The sequence below is a fragment of the Pseudoneobacillus rhizolycopersici genome (assembly GCF_054786815.1).
Genome location: NZ_JBTOOE010000010.1, coordinates 20,290 through 42,310 on the forward strand (window position 1 = coordinate 20,290; position 22,021 = coordinate 42,310).

The 22,021-nt window shown below is 39.4% G+C and carries 22 protein-coding genes and 1 pseudogene; 10 read left to right on the forward strand and 13 right to left on the reverse strand.

Features of this window, described 5'->3' with window-relative positions; translation table 11 throughout:
• Positions 1 to 16: 16 nt before the first annotated feature.
• From ACX9YW_RS12015 to ACX9YW_RS12025, 3 genes are all read right to left on the reverse strand, one after another.
• Positions 17 to 445: a DUF3021 family protein gene (locus tag ACX9YW_RS12015; protein ID WP_460346616.1), complete on the reverse strand. Its 429-nt coding sequence runs from the start codon at positions 443 to 445 to the stop codon at positions 17 to 19.
• 16 nt (positions 446 to 461) lie between these two features.
• Positions 462 to 899, reverse strand: coding sequence for a LytTR family DNA-binding domain-containing protein (locus ACX9YW_RS12020; RefSeq protein WP_460346618.1), 438 nt, complete (start codon positions 897 to 899; stop codon positions 462 to 464).
• Positions 900 to 1,242: 343 nt separating this feature from the next.
• Positions 1,243 to 1,671 carry a VOC family protein gene (locus ACX9YW_RS12025; protein ID WP_460346620.1) on the reverse strand — a complete coding sequence of 143 codons (429 nt, stop codon included), beginning with the start codon at positions 1,669 to 1,671 and terminating at the stop codon, positions 1,243 to 1,245.
• Positions 1,672 to 1,972: 301 nt separating this feature from the next.
• On the opposite strand from ACX9YW_RS12025, the gene ACX9YW_RS12030 reads away from it, so the two are divergent.
• From ACX9YW_RS12030 to ACX9YW_RS12040, 3 genes are all read left to right on the forward strand, one after another.
• Positions 1,973 to 3,253: a hypothetical protein gene (locus tag ACX9YW_RS12030; RefSeq protein ID WP_460346622.1), complete on the forward strand. Its 1,281-nt coding sequence runs from the start codon at positions 1,973 to 1,975 to the stop codon at positions 3,251 to 3,253.
• Positions 3,250 to 3,528, forward strand: coding sequence for an EscU/YscU/HrcU family type III secretion system export apparatus switch protein (locus tag ACX9YW_RS12035; protein WP_460346624.1), 279 nt, complete (start codon positions 3,250 to 3,252; stop codon positions 3,526 to 3,528). Before ACX9YW_RS12030 ends, ACX9YW_RS12035 begins: the two co-directional genes overlap by 4 nt.
• Positions 3,529 to 3,685: 157 nt before the next feature.
• Complete coding sequence (locus ACX9YW_RS12040) at positions 3,686 to 4,777, forward strand: HD-GYP domain-containing protein (protein ID WP_460346626.1); 1,092 nt, start codon at positions 3,686 to 3,688, stop codon at positions 4,775 to 4,777.
• A gap of 111 nt (positions 4,778 to 4,888) precedes the next feature.
• Here the strand turns inward: ACX9YW_RS12040 and ACX9YW_RS12045 are convergent, their stop codons facing one another.
• The 5 genes from ACX9YW_RS12045 to ACX9YW_RS12065 all read right to left on the reverse strand — a co-directional run bounded on the left by ACX9YW_RS12045 (position 4,889) and on the right by ACX9YW_RS12065 (position 10,302).
• The gene (locus tag ACX9YW_RS12045; RefSeq protein WP_460346628.1) at positions 4,889 to 6,079 is read right to left on the reverse strand and encodes a M14 family zinc carboxypeptidase; all 1,191 of its coding nucleotides are present in this window, start codon (positions 6,077 to 6,079) and stop codon (positions 4,889 to 4,891) included.
• A 142-nt stretch (positions 6,080 to 6,221) separates the two neighbouring features.
• The gene (locus ACX9YW_RS12050) at positions 6,222 to 7,316 is read right to left on the reverse strand and encodes a GerAB/ArcD/ProY family transporter (protein WP_460346630.1); all 1,095 of its coding nucleotides are present in this window, start codon (positions 7,314 to 7,316) and stop codon (positions 6,222 to 6,224) included.
• A gap of 21 nt (positions 7,317 to 7,337) precedes the next feature.
• Entirely contained in the window at positions 7,338 to 7,571 is a 234-nt protein-coding gene (locus ACX9YW_RS12055) for a hypothetical protein (protein ID WP_460346632.1), read from the reverse strand.
• A 1-nt stretch (position 7,572) separates the two neighbouring features.
• Positions 7,573 to 8,769 (reverse strand): Ger(x)C family spore germination protein, encoded by a 1,197-nt coding sequence (locus ACX9YW_RS12060; protein ID WP_460346634.1) that lies wholly within the window; start codon positions 8,767 to 8,769, stop codon positions 7,573 to 7,575.
• A 12-nt stretch (positions 8,770 to 8,781) separates the two neighbouring features.
• Entirely contained in the window at positions 8,782 to 10,302 is a 1,521-nt protein-coding gene (locus tag ACX9YW_RS12065; RefSeq protein WP_460346636.1) for a spore germination protein, read from the reverse strand.
• A gap of 191 nt (positions 10,303 to 10,493) precedes the next feature.
• Between ACX9YW_RS12065 and ACX9YW_RS12070 the strand changes: the two genes are divergently transcribed.
• A complete protein-coding gene (locus ACX9YW_RS12070) occupies positions 10,494 to 11,120 on the forward strand; it encodes a fumarylacetoacetate hydrolase family protein (RefSeq protein ID WP_460346638.1) in 627 nt (208 codons plus the stop codon).
• A 128-nt stretch (positions 11,121 to 11,248) separates the two neighbouring features.
• The gene (locus tag ACX9YW_RS12075) at positions 11,249 to 11,746 is read left to right on the forward strand and encodes a GNAT family N-acetyltransferase (protein ID WP_460346640.1); all 498 of its coding nucleotides are present in this window, start codon (positions 11,249 to 11,251) and stop codon (positions 11,744 to 11,746) included.
• Positions 11,747 to 11,825: 79 nt separating this feature from the next.
• Here ACX9YW_RS12075 and ACX9YW_RS12080 read toward each other — a convergent pair whose 3' ends face one another.
• Both ACX9YW_RS12080 and ACX9YW_RS12085 read right to left on the reverse strand, forming a co-directional pair.
• Positions 11,826 to 13,094 carry a S8 family peptidase gene (locus tag ACX9YW_RS12080; RefSeq protein ID WP_460346643.1) on the reverse strand — a complete coding sequence of 423 codons (1,269 nt, stop codon included), beginning with the start codon at positions 13,092 to 13,094 and terminating at the stop codon, positions 11,826 to 11,828.
• A 241-nt stretch (positions 13,095 to 13,335) separates the two neighbouring features.
• Positions 13,336 to 14,064, reverse strand: coding sequence for a class I SAM-dependent methyltransferase (locus ACX9YW_RS12085; protein WP_460346645.1), 729 nt, complete (start codon positions 14,062 to 14,064; stop codon positions 13,336 to 13,338).
• 186 nt (positions 14,065 to 14,250) lie between these two features.
• On the opposite strand from ACX9YW_RS12085, the gene ACX9YW_RS12090 reads away from it, so the two are divergent.
• The 3 genes from ACX9YW_RS12090 (at position 14,251) to ACX9YW_RS12100 (ending at position 17,323) form a co-directional block, all read left to right on the forward strand.
• Positions 14,251 to 14,973 carry a GntR family transcriptional regulator gene (locus ACX9YW_RS12090; protein WP_460346828.1) on the forward strand — a complete coding sequence of 241 codons (723 nt, stop codon included), beginning with the start codon at positions 14,251 to 14,253 and terminating at the stop codon, positions 14,971 to 14,973.
• A gap of 268 nt (positions 14,974 to 15,241) precedes the next feature.
• Positions 15,242 to 15,964, forward strand: a complete 723-nt coding sequence (gene deoD, locus ACX9YW_RS12095) for a purine-nucleoside phosphorylase (RefSeq protein ID WP_460346647.1) — start codon at positions 15,242 to 15,244, stop codon at positions 15,962 to 15,964.
• Between the two features lie 24 nt (positions 15,965 to 15,988).
• The gene (locus ACX9YW_RS12100) at positions 15,989 to 17,323 is read left to right on the forward strand and encodes an MFS transporter (RefSeq protein ID WP_460346649.1); all 1,335 of its coding nucleotides are present in this window, start codon (positions 15,989 to 15,991) and stop codon (positions 17,321 to 17,323) included.
• 247 nt (positions 17,324 to 17,570) lie between these two features.
• On the opposite strand, the gene ACX9YW_RS12105 is transcribed toward ACX9YW_RS12100, so the two are convergent.
• The 3 genes from ACX9YW_RS12105 to ACX9YW_RS12115 form a co-directional block, all read right to left on the reverse strand.
• Positions 17,571 to 17,684 (reverse strand): YjcZ family sporulation protein, encoded by a 114-nt coding sequence (locus tag ACX9YW_RS12105; protein ID WP_460346651.1) that lies wholly within the window; start codon positions 17,682 to 17,684, stop codon positions 17,571 to 17,573.
• Positions 17,685 to 17,879: 195 nt separating this feature from the next.
• Positions 17,880 to 18,095, reverse strand: a complete 216-nt coding sequence (locus ACX9YW_RS12110; protein ID WP_460346653.1) for a hypothetical protein — start codon at positions 18,093 to 18,095, stop codon at positions 17,880 to 17,882.
• Between the two features lie 87 nt (positions 18,096 to 18,182).
• Positions 18,183 to 19,862, reverse strand: a complete 1,680-nt coding sequence (locus tag ACX9YW_RS12115; RefSeq protein ID WP_460346655.1) for a methyl-accepting chemotaxis protein — start codon at positions 19,860 to 19,862, stop codon at positions 18,183 to 18,185.
• Between the two features lie 194 nt (positions 19,863 to 20,056).
• On the opposite strand from ACX9YW_RS12115, the pseudogene ACX9YW_RS12120 reads away from it, so the two are divergent.
• Positions 20,057 to 20,251, forward strand: a pseudogene (locus ACX9YW_RS12120) (NADPH-dependent FMN reductase); the annotation flags it as partial.
• 408 nt (positions 20,252 to 20,659) lie between these two features.
• Positions 20,660 to 22,009 carry a sensor histidine kinase gene (locus ACX9YW_RS12125; RefSeq protein ID WP_460346656.1) on the forward strand — a complete coding sequence of 450 codons (1,350 nt, stop codon included), beginning with the start codon at positions 20,660 to 20,662 and terminating at the stop codon, positions 22,007 to 22,009.
• Positions 22,010 to 22,021: the final 12 nt, after the last annotated feature.

Here is a 22,021-nt window from a genome sequence, read left to right on the forward strand (position 1 = left end):
GCACCAAATCCTGCTCTTAAACCTCTTTTTTGAATGACTTTAATTTTTCGTTGATTTTATTGGTTTCTTTTTTATCATGATGCCATGACAGCAGCCGAACAATGATATAGATGGCGGCTATTTGCACGGCTAAAATGATTGCCTCTACCCCACTATTCACAATGTCGAAAATGCTAGCAAGGGCAATTAATAGAACTTCTAATGTTAAAAAATGAATCGCCCTTCTGAGACGCATAATCTGCTCACTGATATCATTCGGTGAGTATAAAATAAATCCCACTAAAGAACTGATAAATGAAAATGCCATAATGATGTAAATTGACTTTAGATCAAAGACCGTCTGGGGATCATATATTTGACGCAAAAAAGTAATAATCATGATAATCGTTGCAAAAATAAGCAAGAAATCCCTTATCAATTTTCGCACTAAATCGGAACGCTTCATCCATTTATCCTCCCATTTACAATCCAAGCAAGGTTTTCAGGACAGGCACATACTGCCTAGAGACAACAGCACGTTCCCCGTTATCAAGCACCGCCTCAAATCGGCCGCTAATCGACGGATAAATAGATGCAATTTTAGCGATGTTCAAAATCGTTGATTTGGAGGCACGAAAACAGTTCTTTCCTTTGAATGATTCCTCTAGTTCATAAAGCTTTTGTTTCACCTCATAAACACGATCCTTGCAGTAAAGAAAAACCTTACCATCAACCGCCTCGAAATAATAAATATCCCGAAGAGGAATACGGTAAACTCGATCATTTTGATAACCGAGCACAATAGGATTTTCCGTCTTCAACCTGTTTACAATTTCATGCACCTCATCATCAACCTCATGACATCGAATCAGAATCTCTTCTCCCAACTCTTTACCTATTTCCTCAATTGAAATTTTCATCTCATCACCTGGTGCCTGTCACCAATCTCCTATTTTTTACCAAACAATGAAATAGAGGCGCAGGAACCGTCCTCCCTACGCTTCCTCCATTGTATTGTCATGTCATTTATCTATTTTACTAGAAAAATAAGGGTAATTGGATGATTCTTGTAAGAGAATTTAAAATATTTTTTGGTTGTTTAGGAAATTGGGGTATCTATTTTCTCAGGGAGGGGCTATTCCTGTACTTCGTCTTTCTTAAAAAATGGGGCATAACGCCCCCAGCGCCTCACCACTAAGTTACAATTCCCCCCAAAAAAAGACACAGGCTCTATTCTCAAAAGGAAAAGAGCCTGTGTCCCTTTTACATGGTCATTTCGCCATTGTCGTAGTTGATTTGCCAATGGATTCCGAATTTATCGGTTACTTGGCCATAAAGCTTACTCCAGAAGGTTTCCTGTAATTCCATTTCAACCTTACCGCCATCTTTTAATTGCTCATACCAGGATTTTAAATCATCGATATTTTTACTAATTAAAGCTAGTGTCACGTTATTTCCTACCACAACTGGCTGACCAGGAAAGGTATCCGAAAACATGACATTGCTCCCATCGATGTTAAGACGCGCGTGCATAACTAAATTCTTGGCTTCATCGGGAAGCTGATATTCTGGACTTTGCGGTGAATCACCAAAACTCATAATGTTTGGTGTTCCGGCATTAAACACCTTTGCATAAAATTCCACCGCTTCTCGGCAATTCCCATTAAAAACAAGATAAACATCTACAGCCATCCTCTTCACTCCTATAAATTTGCTCTTATGTACAAATCTCATTATAACCGATTCATTCAACTTGTAGACATTGGATAGAATTCCGTAATCATGATAAAATGAATCATTTTAATATTTACAAAATAGTAAGTATAACTAACACAAAACAGACTTCCCCAGGTATCTCATCTTCCTTATTTGCCTTTTACACGTGCCTATTTCCGTAGTAGAAGATAAGCTTGAGAAATGGTATACTTTGGCTAAGATTTTAGAATAAACGTTGTAGTGGTAAAATTTTTAAGAAGGTTTAGGTGGTGTTGAAGTGCGTTCATTACCTTTGATCCAATCGATTATTAATACGGAAACCTTACAAAAAGCTTCATTGGCTTATTTGAGACCAGGACAATTACTATATGGTAGGATCGAAAAATCGCTTGCTAATGGGACGGCCATCATTCAGATTGGTAATATGCGATTATTTGCTCAATTGCAAGCAGTCCTATCGGATACGGAAAGCTATTGGTTTCAAGTCCAAACCGACAATGATGGTGGAATAGAGCTGAAAGTATTAGAAACATTTGAACAAACAAACACATCCCATTTATTTTTAAAAAACCTTCAGTTACCAGAAACAAAACAAAATAGGCAATTAGTACAATTTTTCCAATTAAAAAATTTACCAATTACCCCCGAACAGCTAAGTCTAGCCGCAAGCTGGATTGGTCAGAAGAAGGATATACGGAAGGAATTAACGGCACTTGAATGGATGATCAACCGAAATCTTCCCTTTACAAAACAAACGTTTCAATCATTAGTTGCCGTTCAGGAACCCCAATCCTTATATCAGCAGTTAGAGAAATTAGGGAGATACTTAGATCAACATTCACTTGGTACATCTACGACCTTACCACCACTAAAACAAATGATTGCATCTATTTTAGAAAATCGATCATATGATGAACTAGACACAGGGAAAACCTTCCAACATATGTTAAAAAGCTTAGTTGGATCTTTAGGTCTTGAATATGAAAAGAACGTACAGGTTTGGGCAAATGATAGGCAGCAATCAGCGGAACCTCTTAATTCTCTAAAGCCACTATTAATGAAAGCAATCGCTGAGCTCGGTTCAGTTGGCAAGGAGCTAGAACCAATATTGAACCGAATAACCGGAATGCAAATAATCTCGCAAGATCCGATGAGTTCTTTACATCAGATGGTCATGCAATTGCCCCTTTCTTTAGGTGGGAAGCAGTCTGATATTACCCTGCAATGGAACGGTCGAAAAAATAATAAAGGTCAAATTGACCCTGATTATTGTAGAATCTTTATGTATATCGACTTACAGAGTATTAAACAAACGGTTATTGATATGCAAATTCAAAAGAAGCTCATTCATCTTTCAGTCATTAACGAGAACAAGGAAATTGAGCCGATAGTAAAAGCCTTAACACCAACACTGAGAGCTAAGCTTAAGACTATTGGTTACACCCTATCATTCGCTAAAGTGAGTCCGCCAATAATAAAAACACAAGTTGATCAACAACAATTAAATCCTATTAATCTTTCAAAGGAATTATATCAAGGGGTGGATATTAAGGTATGAGTGAAAATAAACCGTTAAAAGCCGTTGCACTTTCCTATAATTCTTGTCAAAATGATGCACCAAAAGTTGTGGCAAGTGGGAGGGGGATGCTAGCTGCGAACATGATTGAAAAAGCAAAAGAGCATAACATTCCTCTACAAGAAGATCCCTCTTTGGTAGAATTGCTATGTCAACTAGAAATTAATGAGACCATTCCTGAAGAGTTGTATAATGCTGTAGCTGAGGTTTTTGCCTTTATTTATAGTGTAGATCAACAGCATTCAAAATCGGTTTAGTCAATAGTCTCCCCTACTCAAGAATAGTATTTTCTTAAACTTTCTCCCTGGGACTGGAGCCCTGATCTGTGTGGTGTCTGTATCCATATTATGCTATATTTAGAATAATAGATTACGTTAACTTTATACTAAGTGATGGCATAGGGGTCGGTATAGCGTGAGGTTAGTTGCTTTAAGTAGGTGTAAGGAAGGAACAGAGATAGCACGAACCATATACGATAATAATGGTCTTGTTTTACTGACTGAGGGATTTAGATTAACGGATAGAGTTATTTCTAGATTACAACGACATGGCATTTTTGCTGTATATATAAAGGATAAATATAGCGATGGTTTAATAGAAGATCCTGGGATTTCACACGAATTAAAGCAAAAGTCGTTAATTGAAATACAGAATTCCTTTTCAAGTTTGAAATCGAGTACAAATTATACTGGCAGAATTAATCCTATCATATTAAGCTCTTTTCAGAATATATGCGATAACGTGATATCAGAACTTCTAGTAAACAAAAAAGCATTAAGTTTAATGACATCTGTACAAGTATTTGATAACTATCTTTATCAACATTCGTTAAACGTAATGGTCTATACATTGCAACTAGCCATTAACTCTGGGGTGAAACCCAAGGATTTAAATGATTTAGGCTTATCCGGTTTGCTTCATGATGTTGGGAAAATGGTAGTCCCACTTGAAATTTTAAATAAACCTGGAAGACTAACAACAGAAGAATTTGAATTAATCAAAACACATACGACCGAAGGGTACGAACTTTTAAAAAAACAGCATGAAATACCCTTACTAGCAGCCCATTGCGCCTTTCAACACCATGAAAAGATAGACGGGACTGGATATCCACGTGCATTAAAAGGAGAAGACATTCATCCTTTTGCCAAAATGATGGCGATAGCAGATGTATTTGACGCTGTTACATCTAGTCGTTCATATCGTAAAGCGATGCTACCACACAAAGGTTTTGAAATCCTATACGGGGGTTCAGGTACCCATTTCGAAAAAGAGTTAGTTCAGAATTTTAAAAAGTCGATCATTATGTATCCAGTTGGTGTAACAGTAACACTAAATACAGGTGAAACAGGTTTTGTAGTTAGAAATAATGATAGTTTCCCCGAACGACCTGTTATTCGTATTATCGAAAAAGATGGTATCACCTTAAAAGATTCAGAAGTACATGATATTGACATGTTAAACAATTTAACTGTCGATATCGTTGATAGTGATGTAATTATGTAAAGGGAAACCTGAGGACGGATTCTCGATGTTATATAAAAAGAACCGTCCCATGTTTTCTTCGCTTGAAATTTGGTTGTAAACGTTTAGAATTTTGAATGTTTCCTTTAAATATCACATATACAGTCCCGCCAGAAAGATTCCGAGCCCTTTTTGGTATATTTCGTCGAATTGGGTTAAGGGAAGTGGATTGGTGCCTTGGCCCATTTCGACGGTAAATCCTGGTCTGCGCCAATCTTGAATAAACCAGTCTTTGAATCCGGCATAGCTTTCGATGGTTTTAACCGGTTGATAGCCACTTACCCTACCAAACTCGTTGACAATTATTTCTGATTCAGGCGGCTCCTCGTTTTCGAACCCCCAGTAAATAACCTCTCCTTGTGTATGAAACGCTAACACCATCGCAAAATCCCTTTTTCTCGTCAGCTCCACCATCGCAATCGCTTCCGGTTCTGATAACGGGCTTTCTCCCCCATAATCACGCGGTCCAGCCGGAACAGGATTTCGGGCTTTCTCCCATTCCCACCTTGCCGGAAATTGGTCATTCAGGTCGACTCCCCTGATATTCGCTTTCCACCCGGTAAAGTCCGTATGACCATTGTTTAACTCGATGACCCTCCTTCTCCAAGTCTCATCTTCTGGAGCCCCGTGCAACACAAGATCGACTCCATCCGGGTTCACCATCGGCACGACTGATAAGCTAACCTCCTGGTAAAATTGATACATCCATAGCTCACGTATTAAATTTTGATTGGTCAGCGCTAACAAATAATCGTTCATAAAAGTCATCAAAATCGCTGTCGTTATCCACTCATTTGCATGAAACGACCCGTTATAATGAACCCGTTTTTCACCATTTCCAATGAAAAGCTCGGGTATGTTTTTACCGAGTACCGAATTTCCAATCGTAGGAACTCTCATAAATGGGTAAACCGCTTGTAACCGCCGAATATCATTCATCATTAAACGATAATCATAGTTTTGCCGCCCCTGAACAAGCCGCCATGTAATCCTAAGCGGCACTTTGATCAACTGGCCAATTTGCAAACGATTGGGATCAATATTGGGATTTACTAAAAAAAGGCCATCAAGAGGGAGATTGCGCGCCTTTGCAATGGCAAATAAACTATCTCCAGCTCTTATTCGGTAATCCTGCGCCACGAAGCCAGGCACCCGGATCCGCTGGCCAATCAAAAGTGGATCAGTCTGAATATCTCGGTTCGAATCCACAATCAACTGTAGATGGATCCCAAACAACTGACTATATTTCCATAACGAATCCCCCGACCGAACATAAATATCCATATCACAACCTCCGACCATAAAAAATCAAACCTATAGAAAAATGTATGCATAGGAATGATATAAATGATAGTTAAGGGATTTAGTGCTTTTTGGTGCCTGTCACCAATCTCCTAAATATTCCCACCACCCCCCCTCCAATCTCTTATCCTCTTCTTCCCCACCTGATTTTGGCGATGCTCCAGAGGATGATTGGGAGGATGAGGCCGTGGGTGAGGGAGTAGGGGATCCAGGTGTGGATGTCCCATTTTGCTTCGTAGAGGATGTCTGGGTAGATGATGAGGGAGAGGGCGATGACGAGCATTCCGAATGGGATTGTGAGGGTCCGTTCGTCTTTTAGGGAAAGGATTTGGGCAATTCCTTTGATCGAGGCATAGCAGTAGATGGTCGTTTTGAAGTAAATCGTAATAAACCAAAGGATGGCCATAATCACTTCGATTCGTTCCAGTACCCCCTTGACCCCTACCTTCTTCGCCAAGGCAAAACTCGGATAAAGGTTTCTCGCCGTCAAACCTGGCCCGAGCACTAATAAAGTCAGAATCGTAATCACGACTAAAACGAGGCCACCTAACAAACTCCCCCAATAAAAAGCTTTGTTCATATCCTTCGAACGCTCCCCATTAGGGATAATCATTTGAAATGTAATCAATGGAAGGGTTGCCACACTTAAGAATAATAAAGTCGATTTAATCAGCGGCTTCGGTTCACTTTCAAACACTGGCAGCAAATTCTCCATCTTTAAATCGGGAATCGGCAATAGAACTAACAATAGGAAAAACAGAACGACCCATGGTAAAAAAATCTCAGCACATCGGGCAATCGTTTCCAAACCTAACCGTACCCCCATCATTACAACTAAAACAAAACAGCCGTGCAGAATGAACGTAGGGGTTTCAGGCATAATTTGCGTCAACAAAAAGTTTCCCAACACCCAAACAAGCGTCGAAGCACCGATAAAGGAAAAAACCACAAAGCCAATCGACACAACCGTCCCCAGCCACTTGCCAAGAATTTTTTTACTATATTCTACATAGGTTAGCTGCGGATAAATTCCGCCAAGTGCGTTATATAACAGAATCACTAACAGCCCGACCCCAACACCTAGCACAGCTGGAATCCAAGCATCCTGTCCCGCTTCATTCGCTAATCCCGAAGGCACGATTAAAATCGTCGTACCAATCGTATTTAACATCACCATTATCGCAAATTGGCTTGCTGAAATTTTAACCTTCGAAAGCAAACGTTTCACCACCTGTTGAGTTTATGAAAGTAAACTGAATAATACATCGCTAAAAGGCTGGTAGACCATGCGGATAACTTCTAATGGAGTGGGTAGCTCCGAATTCCATACGAACAAACTTAACAAAGTGGTCGCAACCACTTGGAAAATGGCAAAAATCCAGATTTCCCTCCACCGCTTTTGTTTTTTTAGCGGTGTGACCTCCTTCCAAACGATCAAGATGGAAATCAATATAACCCCTATGACAGCTACCATGTTAGTTACCCCTATCTTTTGATACTGGTTCTGTAATCGTCCCAAACCGATTAATTCTGTAATTTATTTTATAATCCACCTTTAAGGACTGAAAAGTGTCGTCCCAATTCGCTTTTAATTTCCGCCACTGCTTTGGATGCTGGCGATGAAACACTTCACCAAATCCGAAAATATCACTTTTAATATCATTTTTTGCTCTGGCAATGGTCTCTTCCAAAAGTTGTACCACTTGCTCTTTAGCCATGCTTTTCATTTTTTCCAACGTTTCCGGTTTGGCGATGTCCATATCGCATTGAACTTCACCCAAATCCGCCTCTATCTCCAATTTGATGGTGATGGACGGCTGGTTGTTCTTAAAAGAGGCCATCACATTGGAATTCATTTTCATTACTTCCACGGAAAAATAATGATCATCGCCGCATGGAACAGAACCAACTGTTGATTGGATATTATTGATCAAATAATTATAGCCTTTGCTCTCCCGTTCATTCAGCCAGCCGACTAAACGATCCTTCTTAAACCCTGCAAAACCGGTAATTCCAATCTTAGCAACTGGTTTGATTTGCCCTAGACCGGAAACTTTCCCCCCTTCATCCTTATCACCAATCACTTCTACCCCCGTCAACACAGGGTGTTTGCCATCCTTGAGCAAGGTGCTTAGGAATTCATCCAATTGGACCCCTTTTGTTGGTGCCCAGATTTTTTCCGAAACATGGATGGACGAATACAGGCTAACAGAAGGCGTGGATTCCGTAGGGGTTAGTACATTTAAGACATCTTTGGCTTGTCCGTTTTTTGAAACTAAGATAAAAAAGTCGGTTCGGAATTCATAATTTCTCGAGATATAATCTAGCGCCTTTCCAATCCCTTCACGCGCTAATTCCTCACCAAAAATCACCAATTGAATATGCGATAAATACATCCTCCTTGGAACATCCGTCGAGAGTCTTCGCATGGCTTCATGAATGCTTTTTCCTGTTGTTTGATAAGTAGTCACTTCTAATCGTTCCGTTTTTGTTTGCGAAGCAATTTCCCCCGGATTCAGAATCTGTACGGTCGCTACATAATTACCCGATTCCGCATCTTTATCGATTCCTATTCCCGTCACAATCATTAAATCGGTGATTTCCTTACTGCTCCAGCAACCAGTGAGCATCATGGCACTAATCAACAGTAAGAAGAACCATTTTTTTAACATCAGCGTTACCCCTTATCGTTTGTTGGGTTGATTTGGCGCAACTTGCCGGACTTGATTGTTTTTCGCAATTAACTTCGGCCTGGACAGTAATTTTTTCCAAGGTAAACGAATAAAACTATCCTTCTGGTCTTGTAATACAATTGGCGCAAACGCCTCCATATAGGGGACACCAAAGGAACGCAAGCTGCATAGATGGAGGACAAGTGCGATTAGCCCAAGAATGATTCCAAATAATCCAAGTGTGCTGGCCAGTCCAATAAAGAGAAACCGCAGTAATCTTGTCGCCAATGTAAAGTTATAGGAAGGAATCACGAAGCTGGTAATCGCCGTAAATGAGACAACAATGACCATCGCTGGCGACGCCAATCCCGCTTGAACAGCCGCTTCGCCAATCACTAGGGCGCCAACAATGGAAATCGCTGATCCGACGGCACGTGGCAGGCGTACCCCTGCCTCTCGTAATATTTCAAAGGTGATTTCCATAATCAGAACTTCCACGATAGCAGGGAACGGCACCCCTTCCCTTGAAGCTGCAATCCCGATTAAAAGACTTGTCGGCAGCATTTCCTGATGGAAGGTGGTGACCGCTATATAGGCGGACGGAACGAAAATCGTAAATAAAAACGAAGCAAATCGCAAAAACCGGACAAACGTGCTAAAATCTGCCCGTTGATAATAATCTTCACTTGCATGGAAAAACTCAGCAAAGATGGCTGGAACAGACAAGGCAAACGGCGTTCCATCAATTAGGATGCCAACCCTTCCTTCTAAAATATTTGCCACGAGCACATCCGGCCGCTCGGTACTATAAATAGTCGGGAACGGCGTAAAGGTTTCATCTTGAATCAGTTCTTCAATATAGCCGCTTTCCAAGATGGCATCGATATCAATTTTATCAATCCGCGAATGAACCTCTTGGACGATTTCGGGGCTGACAATTCCTTCTATATAAATAATCGCTAAATCGGTTTTGGTGACCCTTCCGACCGTCTTTGTGACAACGTTAAGATTGGTATCGCGAATTCGTCTTCGGATCAGCGCCGTATTGGTACGTAACGTTTCCGTAAAACCATCCCTCGGCCCTCTAACGATATTTTGCGAACTTGGTTCCGTGACGCCGCGATCCTTCCATCCCTTAGTACCCGTGATGATTGCCTCGCCATACCCATCGATGAAAATAGCCGAATCACCTGACAAAATTGCCTTCGTCACATCTTCCCATGCGGCGGTCGTTTTCACTTCACTGATGGTTAAGGCGAAATCATGAATAATCGAAAACTCCGAACCCGTTTCAGCCTGTTTCAGTTTCTCTTCGCATTTAAACATCAGCGATTCTAAAATAAAGTCTTGAATCGTTGCGGCATCTGCTAATCCATCCACATAAACAATGCTTATATCAATGGTTCTCTTTCCCGACAACTGAAACGACCGAAAAACGATATCCGAACTATCTCCGAAAACACCCTTTAACCACTTCATATTCCTATCATGATCAGTAAACAAACTTCCATTGATTTGTTGTTGGACATCCAATAAAAATCCCCCCAACCCCAACTTATTAAAACATTATTTGCCAAGACGGGATTGAATATCCAATAAAAGCGAAAAGTGAGGCTGATGACCTAGATTTAGTTGACATAACAGTGACAGGCACCGTTATGTCAACTATATTAAATCCGCTTTCAATCATGTTAAGATGAAAAGTAAGGAAAGGGGTTTTGTAAATGGATCGTATTCGAAATATTTACTGCGTGGGCAGGAATTATGAATCACATGCAAAAGAGTTAAAAAATGAAGTTCCTACTTATCCTATGTTCTTCTCGAAGCCAACGCACTCCTTGGTGGAGGCAGATGGACAAGAGATCCATTTGCCAAGTAACCGGGGGCCCATTCATTATGAAGTGGAATGGGTAGTTGGTATCAGCAAGTCTTATGAAAAGGGAATGCAGGTGGACGAACTGGTGGATGGTATGGCGTTGGGGATTGATTTCACACTTAGGGATGTGCAAAGCGAATTGAAGAAAAGGCAACATCCTTGGCTGCTCGCAAAAGGTTTTCCCAACTCAGCGATAGTAACCCCATTTATCGATTTTCCAGGGGTGGAAAAATGCCAACAATTCGATTTTTCCCTTTGGAAAAATGGCGAACAAGTACAACGTGGAAATATCCGAAACATGATTTTCAATCTCCAAACCGTTATTGAATATTGCGGATTGCATTTTGGTCTGGGAAAAGGCGACATCATTTTTACCGGAACACCCGAAGGAGTAGGACCAGTCACACCAAACGACCACTACACCCTCAACTGGGGACCAACCAAACTCGGAGAATTTTCGGTTTCTTTGGTCTAAGCGCAGGATGGTGCCTGTCACCAATCCGCTATTTTTTTCTAAATAAGGTTACAATACCCATTTTGTAACGTCTATTAGTTTGTACGGGATGATGGCAAAGAGGATTTGATTTTAAGGAGGATGTTTTTATGAGTAGTAGTAGTCCGTTGGTGATGGAGTATGTGGAGGAGTTTCAAGGGGAAGTGGTGGATCTGATTCTTCATATTCAACAGGTAGAATACGGTATTCCAATAACAAAGGAGCACCAACCTGATTTATTTGCGATCGAGTATTTTTATCAGAATGGTAACGGGAATTTCTGGGTGGCTGTTCTCGATGGAAAAGTGATTGGAACGATAGGTTTGTTAGACATTGAGAATCAGCAAGTGGCCTTAAGAAAGATGTTCGTACATAAGGATTATCGAGGATCCACTTATCAAACAGCAAGTCTTTTATTATCAAAGGCCATTGCATGGGCAAGGGAAAAGTCAGTTCATTCGATTTATCTTGGCACAACTCCTCAATTTTTGGCGGCGCATCGATTTTATGAAAAAAATGGTTTCCAGCAAATTGAAGTAACCGATTTACCTGAGAATTTCTCTGTGTTAGCGGTTGACAAAAGGTTTTACCAATATCTCGTCAAATAGTTGGAGAAGGGCACGGCGCTCCTGCCCGTGCCCCTCTCCCGTCTAGAAAACTTCGTTAGCTAGTTGAATGGCTCTAGGATTATTTCACTCTAGCAAAACCGAAGCCTGAAGCGTAGTCGTCACCTGTTGCGGCGCCGTAACCACCTTTAATATCGTATAGCTTCGCTCTTCTTTGTAGTTCCGAACGAAGCTGCGTATGACTCCATGTCGGGTTTAATGCCCAAATTTTCGCTGCTAGGCCTGCGACATGTGGAGTGGCCATCGAAGTCCCACTGATCGTTTTGTAATTCCCATCATACCAAGTCGATTCAATCGCACTTCCCGGAGCTGAAATTTCTACATCTTTCTCACCGATGACATAATCACCAGCAGTACTCGGATTTCCTCGAGATGAGTAGTCCGCGACGCGATACGTACCGTTCTGTTGCACATTTTCAAGTGCTGCTACGGCAATGGCATTTTTTAATGCCCCAGGATATCCAATTGTGTTCGCAGCGTAGCCGGAGTTACCTGCTGCAGCAACAATTAATACACCCTTGTTATACGCATAATCCACGGCACTGGCAATCAACGAATCTTTTGCACTAGATCCAAGTGACATATTAATGACCACTTTTGCACCCGTTCTTGTTTTTTCATCGGCAGCGTGGCGAATCGCATTGGCAATATCATCGGAATAGCCTGATCCACTATCTGTAAGTACTTTATATGCCCATAGCTTCGCATCAGGAGCAACCCCATATACACCTAATCCATCATAGCCACCATGTGCTAAAACGGTTCCTGCAACATGCGTCCCATGACCATTCCGGTCTGTACAAGTCCCGTTAACCATGGATGATGATGTTTGGGTAAAATCTTTACATTGCTCACCGCTTCCAGCTAAGTCGATATGATTGGTAAAGACCCCCGTATCGAGAACCGCAACCTTAATGCCACTTCCTCCAGATGTTTTCGCAATCGCGGCATCGTTGTAGATGGCCTGAATTCCCCAAGGAGTTTGGTCACTTGGCGTCGTTGCCATGGCCTCGGCATCCGGCTTCCCTTCTGCATCCACTCTAGTGTCCAGCGTTACCTGATTCACCTTTTCGATGGTGAGATTTTTATTTTTTAATAATGCTAAATATTGTTTTTCATTTACTGTTGTTGTAAAACCCTCATCGCCAAAATCAACACGAACTCCGTAATCGCTCTGTACTTTCCCCTTTTCCGTCATTGGACCTTGAATCCATACACGGAATTTTTCATTGCCGTTCACCTCTTCCTTACCAAATGCCCCAGTAGCGAACACCGACATCCCCATTACCAAACTTAAAACAGCCGAACCAATCACCTTGCGTTTTTTCATCTTACTTTTCCTCTCCCCTCAACTAAGTAAAATTTACAGTCTCTTACCAAACTGCATTTACAGTATATTTACAGGATTTTAACTTATTAACAGTTGGAGGTTGGGAAAATCTTTGGTGGTGTTTCTTTGGGTGTTTCTTTGGGTGCCTGTCACCAATCACCTACTTTCTTCCATTACTAACTTTTGCAACAAATGGTAGTGCCTAGAGTCACCAATATGTTAACTAAACTACATTTCTCAACTACTTCGTGGACGAAAATATTCTATAGCTCAATATCCCGTGGTATTTCATCATGATGTGGAAGTGGTGGCCCATGATGGTGTAGAGTTCGGGTTCAATGTCTTGGGAGTATTCGAATTCCGGTATGGTAATAGGCATAGAAGTATTTTCATGGTGCATGTGTATTTTGTTATCCGGAAAGCCTGCTTGTTTTAGTAAGACGACCCAATCTCGGTCCATCAGAAGGGAGTCAAGTCCATAAAACTGTTTAATTTCGGTCTCGTTCGCTTGGGGAAGTCTATGATTAATGGTAAGTTCGTTTGCGATAAAGCGACCTCCATTTTTTAATAACCGAAAAATTTCCCGAACAGCCTTTGGTTTCTGGACAAATGATAAAACGGATTCGGAAATAATATAGTCGTATTGCTCACTTTTTAACGAGCATTGCTCGATAGATCCTTGAATAACTTCGACCGGCAATTGATGTTTTTGCATTCTACTTTTCGCTTTTTCAATCATGATAGGATTGATATCCATCGCAGTTACTTTCGCGCCGAACCGAGCAGCCAAGTAGGCCGCTGTTTGACCAGTCCCGCACCCCACATCTAAAATGCGGGAGGTTTCGTTTATTCCCTCCTGCTCCAAAATCTCCTTTGTAAGAGCAAAACCACCGGGATGCGCACCCCCGACACCAAACTTGGATAAAAATTCTAAATAAGTATTAGTAACAATGGGAACCACCTTCTTCATTTAGTTTATTGGTATCGTATGAAATAAAAAAAGGATGGGTTCCTAGTTGGTGCCTGTCACCAACCTCCTATTTTCTTCCACCGAACGCCACAAACGGAGTGGTGCCTGTCACCGTGGTGCCTGTCATGGTGCTATGTTTCGTGGTATAATGGGGTTAATTGAGTTATTAGGTGTGTGATGAAAGTGATGATGGAAAAGGGTAGGAAGCCTTTGTATATTGATATTTATGATCAGCTTTTTAAGTTGATTATGGATGGAGTTTTTCCACCTGAGAGTAAGTTGCCTACGGAAACGGAGCTAGCAAAGATGTTTGGCGTTAGCCGGATGACGCTAAGGCAGGCTTTATCGCTTCTACAGGATGATGGATTAGTGAAAAGTCATCATGGGAAGGGCAGTTTTGTTACAAAAACACCCAATACCAATCATACAACTGGTTTAGAGAAAATTGGACATCCCTTATACAAGTGTCATACAGAGGAAATTGATGATGTCGAGATGAGCTTTCGGCTTGATTTAGAAAGCGAGTATACACAGAAAGTCCTGAATAGAAAAGCGGCCGCTGTTGTTGCGTTTGAACGTTGGTTTAAAAGTAAAAATAGAGTGGTTGCGTATGCTTTTTCGTTTATGGCAATTGAGACGGTGTCTGAATTGAATTTCGACTTACAAGATGAAAATGGAATACTGGACATGCTGGAAAACAAAATATATGACATCGCCAATTTTGCAACGATGGAAATTAAACGATCAACCGCTGTTAATTCATCCACCCAAAAATACGAAATTGTCGGTAGTGAAGAATGTGATTTATTGTTAGAAAGTATCTATATCAACCATCAGCTACCGATTATTTATAACAAGTTCTACATTCCAAAGGAATTTAGTGTAATCAAAATCAATGCCTCCAAATAACACCCTGCACCATGCATTTCTTTCATGAAATGCATGGTTTTTTTGTTTAAACACCATAAAATCTACCTCCCTTTCCGATAAATTCCTATTGAATAATTGAGATACATCTGTTATGTTATTTGTGTACAAGTTATACAACTAGGTATACAACTATACAATAGTAATTCGGAAGTTAAAATGGCTACTGATGTTTTTTTTACCTAAAAAGAAAGCGTTAACAAACAACCTTACCATTCTAATTTCGGTTACTAAAAAGGAGAGAGTGGAAATGAGTAGAGAAATGCTTGCTGAAACACCACATATTAAACCAAATGGTGCAGAGATTGCCGAAACGGTCCTTTTACCTGGGGATCCACTGCGCGCCAAATTTATTGCCGAAACGTTTTTAACCGATGTCGTTCAGTTTAATGAAGTTCGTGGCATGTTAGGATTTACCGGTACGTATAATGGCAAACGCATTTCTGTCATGGGCACTGGCATGGGGACGGCTAGTATGGGTATTTATTCGTGGGAACTGATCCATGTGTTCGGCGTGAAAAACTTGATTCGAATTGGTTCAGCGGGCTCGATTCAAGATAACTTGAACTTGTATGATATTGTTTTTGCCATGGGTTCATCCACCGATACCAATTATGGTCATCAGTTTAACCTTCCGGGACAATATTCGATTACGGCATCATTTGAGCTATTAGATAAGGCGAAGAAGGTAGCGGATAAAAAGGGGTATCCTGTCCGTGTGGGGAACGTACTTTCTAGTGATGTTTTTTACAATGCAGATTCAACTGCTATGAAAAAATGGAGCGAAATGGGCATTTTATGTGCAGAAATGGAATCAGCAGGATTGTATATGAATGCAGCCAAGGCTGGTGTAAATGCACTTTGTATTTTAACGATCAGCGATCATATTTTTAAACATGAGCAAACAACTCAAGAAGAAAGACAGACTGCCTTTACTAAAATGATGGAAATTGCTTTGGAATTGGCTAATTAAATATTCGATGAAAGGAATTTTCCAATGACAACAATGAGCGAAAATTCATTAGAACTTCAAGGGTCAAATGTAAAAAAAGCGATACCGGTAATCTTATTTTTCTTCGTTTTTGCATTAATTATCGACAATTCATTTAAATTGATTTCTGTAGCGATTGCGAATGACCTTGGAATTTCAACAACTGCCGTCAGCTGGCAAGCCACATTAGCCGGCCTTATCATCGGGATCGGGGCAGTCGTTTATGCATCGTTAGCTGACTCGATTAGTATTCGTAAACTTTTGACCATCGGTATTGTTTTAATCTGTGTCGGTTCCTTAATGGGGTATCTCTTTCAGGAATCCTTTGTACTCATCTTAATCTCGCGGGTCATTCAAACAGCGGGCTTGGCTTCAGCAGAAACCTTGTATGTCATCTATGTAACAAAGCATTTGCCTAAAAGTGAGCAAAAGAAGTTTTTGGGATTGAGTACAAGTAGTTACTCCTTGTCATTGGTAATTGGTTCGGTAACCGGCGGGTATGTTTCGACGTATTTACATTGGACAACCTTATTTTTAATCCCGTTATTAACGCTGTTGATCCTACCATTTATTATGAAATATCTACCAAAGGAAAAATCGAAAAAGAGTCATGTCGATGTGATCGGTTTAATCCTGATTACAGCGATTGCAACCTCTGTTATGCTCTATATTACGAATTTTAATTGGATGAATATTATTATTTTTGTCGTCGCTATTGGTCTATTTATCTCGTATATTAGCAAAAGCAATAAGAGCTTGATTAGCATTTCCTTCTTTAAAAATAAGAGATTCGCATCGATTCTTGCGGTGGCGATAATAATTTACACCGTTCAGTTGGGCTATATCTTCCTCTTCCCATTCTTGCTTGAGAAAGTGTATGGTTTAGAGTTGGATACGATTTCGTTATTGCTAATCCCAGGCTATTTGACAGCCGTAATCGTTGGGGCCTTATCAGGGAAAATAGCTAAATATCTAAGCAGTAAAAAAGCGATTTCGATAGCGATGGTATCGATTGCTATCAGTTTAATTTTACCTGGATTAATGGTGGAAAGTTCGGTCATCATTTTCGTCCTTTCCATGATGCTATTCTCTGGTTCATTTGCCTTAATGTATGCACCAATGCTTGACTCTTGTATCAGCACGACACCAAGAGAAAAATCAGGAACAGCGGTTGGTTTCTATAATCTAGTCTTAAATGTTGCCGCTTCCATCGGCATAGCCTATACCGCAGCCATGATTGACTCACTTCCATTCAGCCAAATATTATTCATCCTTGCACTCGTATCTATAATCGCATTAACCCTATTTTGGCTACTTGTTGGACGTTTAAAAAAAGAGTAGACTGGTGCCTTTAAATTGGTGCCTGTCACCATTCTCCTAATATTTGTAAACTATACAAACCAAAAGAAGGGCCACCTAACGGCCCTTCTTTAACTAATTTTATTTAGAATGGTCTACGTCTTCTTCCAAAAGGAAATACAAACGGGAAAAGTATATGTCTTCTAAATCTCCGTCGGAAAAATCGCTCTCTTCTGTCAAACCCAAATGGCATCGTATCCACCTCTCCCTAATTATGATAGACGTTCCATTAAACGAAACATGTTGTTCCTACTATGACAAGTAAGATAAATAATACAACAATTAACACAAAGCTATTACGACCGAAGCCACCGCCGTAACCATAACCACCGTATCCGCACATTTCCTTCTCACCACCTGAAAATATTAGATAAAATGTATCCTCAAGGTCATATATACTAAAATATGACACTAGTTGATTGGACAAATATCATGCTTTTAAGACAAATGAGCGTTTTGCTTAAGCCCATCCTAATCCAAGGTGTATGGCAAATACTCCAAACAATCTTATTCTCTTCTCGCTAATCCCCATGCAATCCTAAGAAGGCAAAATCCTTTTCAGAAAAACAGAGAACTCCTCTAAAGGGTTCTCTGTTTTTTTATTCAATTCATTCTTACAGTAGCACTTGCTTTTCAACCAACTAACAATTCCAAAAATAATAAGCAGTACCATCCCTATCTCGATTGCTTGGTCAGCCACGTTTAAAATTCCACCAGAGCGAATGATAAAATCTGTCACCTGGCCAAAAAGCATTTTCTATTCTTTTATGAAACCTTATATGTTTATCCAACGCTATCTTTTCACATCGATAGTTATTAATGGAGATAATCCCCATCAATATTAATCCTTCGAAAACTTAAATTCACCCGTTAACTTCGCCAATGTATGGGCTAACTTAGTTAACTGCTCTCCTTTTTGATAACTGGTCTTTACCCGTTCCATTTGTATGACAGACGCACTACTCATTTGCTCTGTACTTGCTAATGTCTGATGTGATATCATGACGAAATCTTCCGTGGAAGATTCCATTTTGGGCAATCTATTTTCTAAGTCTCTTAACTCAATCTGTACTGTTTCATTCATAAAATGCAAGGATTTAATTTCTGTCATTAAAACATCAAATGATTGTTTACTTAATAAAGCTTGTTGGAAATGCTTTTGGAAATTGATTAGCATTTGTTCAAATTCTGTTGAAGCCCTATTCGATATAATTTCCATATTGTGGATAGACTCAGTAATAGCATCCGCTGCTTCGGATGATTGCTCTGCTAATTTCTTTACTTCATTCGCTACAACCGTAAAACCTCTCCCTGCCTCACCAGCTCTAGCTGCTTCAATGGAAGCATTCAGAGCTAAAAGCTTTGTTTGTTTCGAGAAAGTTTGAATCAGGTTTACAACCTCTATTATGGATAAAGAATGCTTTTTGACCCCTTCTACTGTTTGAGTAACATCCCTAAACTCCTTTTCAACATAAGTAATCATGTCAACCATATCTTTAACGTTTTTTTCGCCATATACCGCTGATTCCGACATAGATACGGTTTTTGTATTAATTTGATCCATACGATCAAAAACGGTGGAAAGTGAATGTTTTATTTCTTGAAAAGTTGAAATATTTGATTCTGAACTGCTAAAGGTCTGATCAGCACCTGATTTCACCACATCAATAGCTTCCATTAACTGCTCATTTTCCTCTAATGCTCGACCAGATATTATTTGTAAATCATTTCCCGTTACTAAGAGATTATTGGTCGTATTTGAAATATTTAATAACAGCTCTCGCATTTGAGAAATCATTGTCTGGAAGCTTTTGATAAGAGAGGTTACTTCTGGTGTAGTAGTTTTCGTATCAATATGTAAATCTAAGTTACCTGTACTTGCTTCCTCCATCACTTCACGTAGACTTTTCAGAGGAAGTGTTAAATTTCTAACCAATAGAATAATAATAATGGTAGTGATTGCCAAGCTTACGATAACAACGATTAATATATTCATAGCCATCTGATGTACTGTACTTAAATATTTGTCTTGTGGCAGGACGATTACATAGATCCCTTTAAGTTCTTGAATAGGTGCAAAAGCTAACGTATAAAGCTTTCCATTCAATTCTGCATGTGTTATGCCCTTTTCTTCGAATCTTATTTTATGTTTTAATTTTTCATTAAAAACTAATTTTGTATGCCTACTTACACTGAAAGGGTTAATTTCTTTGGCATTTACTAAGAAAAATTCTGCATTTAAGTTATCCTGTGCTAAATTTGCATTTTGGCTTTTAATAACTTGATCCATTTTCTTATTAAATTGTTCTTCATCGCCTATATAAACGAGCATAAGACTTTTAGCAATATCATAAATGGTTTTTACCTCTTTTTCTAATCTCTGTTCAACTAGAACTTTCGTCGTTTCTTTTGACATGCTAAAAGAAATATATCCTACGGCAGAAACGGAAACTAATAATAAACTAATAAATAGAATAAGAAGCCTTGTTTGTAATGAAAACTTTGTTAAGAACTTCTTCAAAATCTCACCCCAAAAAAATGATAATTTGGATAAATCCTCAGTTGGTGTATGATCAAAAAAACACCTACACCGATTCATCCAATTATATTATGACAATATAATATTTAGGGAATGTAAATAAAGTGTAAATATTTCAATAAAAACAGGAACCTGAACTTTCATTCACCCGAGATACTTGTGTGTTTTGTTATTGAACCGATGCTGAATTTGAATTAGTAGACATTAAAGATTACAATCTACTAAAATTTAATGAACCTATTCCGGCGATTATGTCACAGGATTATCAAGCACCTGAAGCAAAAATTTGGTCAAAAAAGATTAATGAACTTGATGGGTTTGTTTTCGTCACTCCTGAATATAACAAAACGATTACGTCTGGGTTAAAAAACGAGGGAAAAGTAACTCTTTTCCCTCGCTTCTATCATTCCTGAAATTATTCCCTGATTGTTTTTAATGCAGTAGACCTATTTGGTTGATTAGAACCTCCAAATAACCTTGCCCTTCAAGTGATTAGTCCCCACGCTTTAAAACGTCACCAATCCTTAAAATGGATTTTGAATTTTCCAACCATTAAAGTATTATTAGAATGAAAATTTACATTCACGTTGAAAAAAGTACAAGCCTCGTGGAAAATTATCCACAAAACACTTACCACATACTTAGGGTCGTAGGGATCACTATAAAAAAAGAGAACTCCTCTAAGGGGTTCTCTAGCTTCTTTTATTATGGGAATGGTAATTGTCCAACAATCAAAAGTTTTATATACTATTTTCAGAATAGTATAATAGGAGAATTATATGGTTTCTCATTCTTTTCAACATTTCCTTATATTTGTGTTTATTTTCTTAAGTTTTATGTTTATTTGCTTATTTATTTATTCGTATCAGAAAAGAAAACATCCATATCTTCTGTACTTCAGTTTATTCCTGGCAACAATGGCAATTAATCTGTTAGGCGTTTGGCAAATACCCGTTGCCAGCACCTATTCGTCCTTACTAAAGTATATGTCATATGGTGCAAGTGCCTTTTTCTTTTTATTCTATGAACAAATATTTGGTCCTGGTTTCAAAAACATCAATCGGCGTTTGTGGAAGCTGCACCTTATGTGCTGGGTCATGATCGTCTTATTTTCCCTGCTATCAATCGTGCGCCTTGAACATACTTTTCTACCATATAGTATTCTAAATATCACATCCATTCTGTATGTTGCGATCATCACCATTGCAAAAGCGAATTATGGCAACAAAGATGCAATTTTTTTTACATTTGGACTACTAAGCTTGTTCATTACCCTTTTGATTGACATCCTTTCTGCCATTAAAATAGACAACTATGCAGCAACTCAAACAACCTCATGGGGATTACTAGTATTTATAGGTTGTTTAACATCGATTTTGTTAAAACGGTATTTAGCAAAAGGGACTGAATTCATCTATGAACCTCTTACCTTTCACGCTGACCCGATTGCTTTAAAAATGAAAGCAGACTCGATGGTACTTCACACTCTGAAAAATGAAATTAACCGCTTATCCTATTTAAATGAGCGTAATAAACGACTACTTTCAACGACAGATATTTCATCCAAAAACCTTCTGGAGAAAAACTTTCAAGAGATGGATCTTTCATTACAGCATATGAACCAGATGATTCTCGCTGTCAAAAAAACCGAAGATATTGTTCTTAATCGCAGAAAACTCTCCTTCAACAACCTGATTCATGAGGCACTGACAGTATTTCGAGCAGGTCAGGACAATCAAACAATCCAATTTGTTTTGGATTTACCAGTTCCCATTGAATTAGAAATGGATCCCCTACATATGAAGGAGTGTATTTCCAATTTATTATCAAATAGTGCTGAAGCCATTGAACATCCAAACGGGGAAATAAAAATACACTTATACCAAAGGCATCATGAAGCGGTTCTCGAAGTAACAGACAATGGGAAAGGGATTCATCAGGATCATATCAAGGACGTGATCACTCCTCTATTCACGACGAAAAAATCGGTTTCCCACTATGGTGTCGGTCTTTACTATGTTTATTATGTCATTAACAAACATGGAGGAACGCTTTCCATCCCCTTTTCTGAACTAGGCAAAGGGACTACCGTTCGGATTCGGCTTCCGATTCAGACAAATAAGAAATGATTTGGAGCGTGA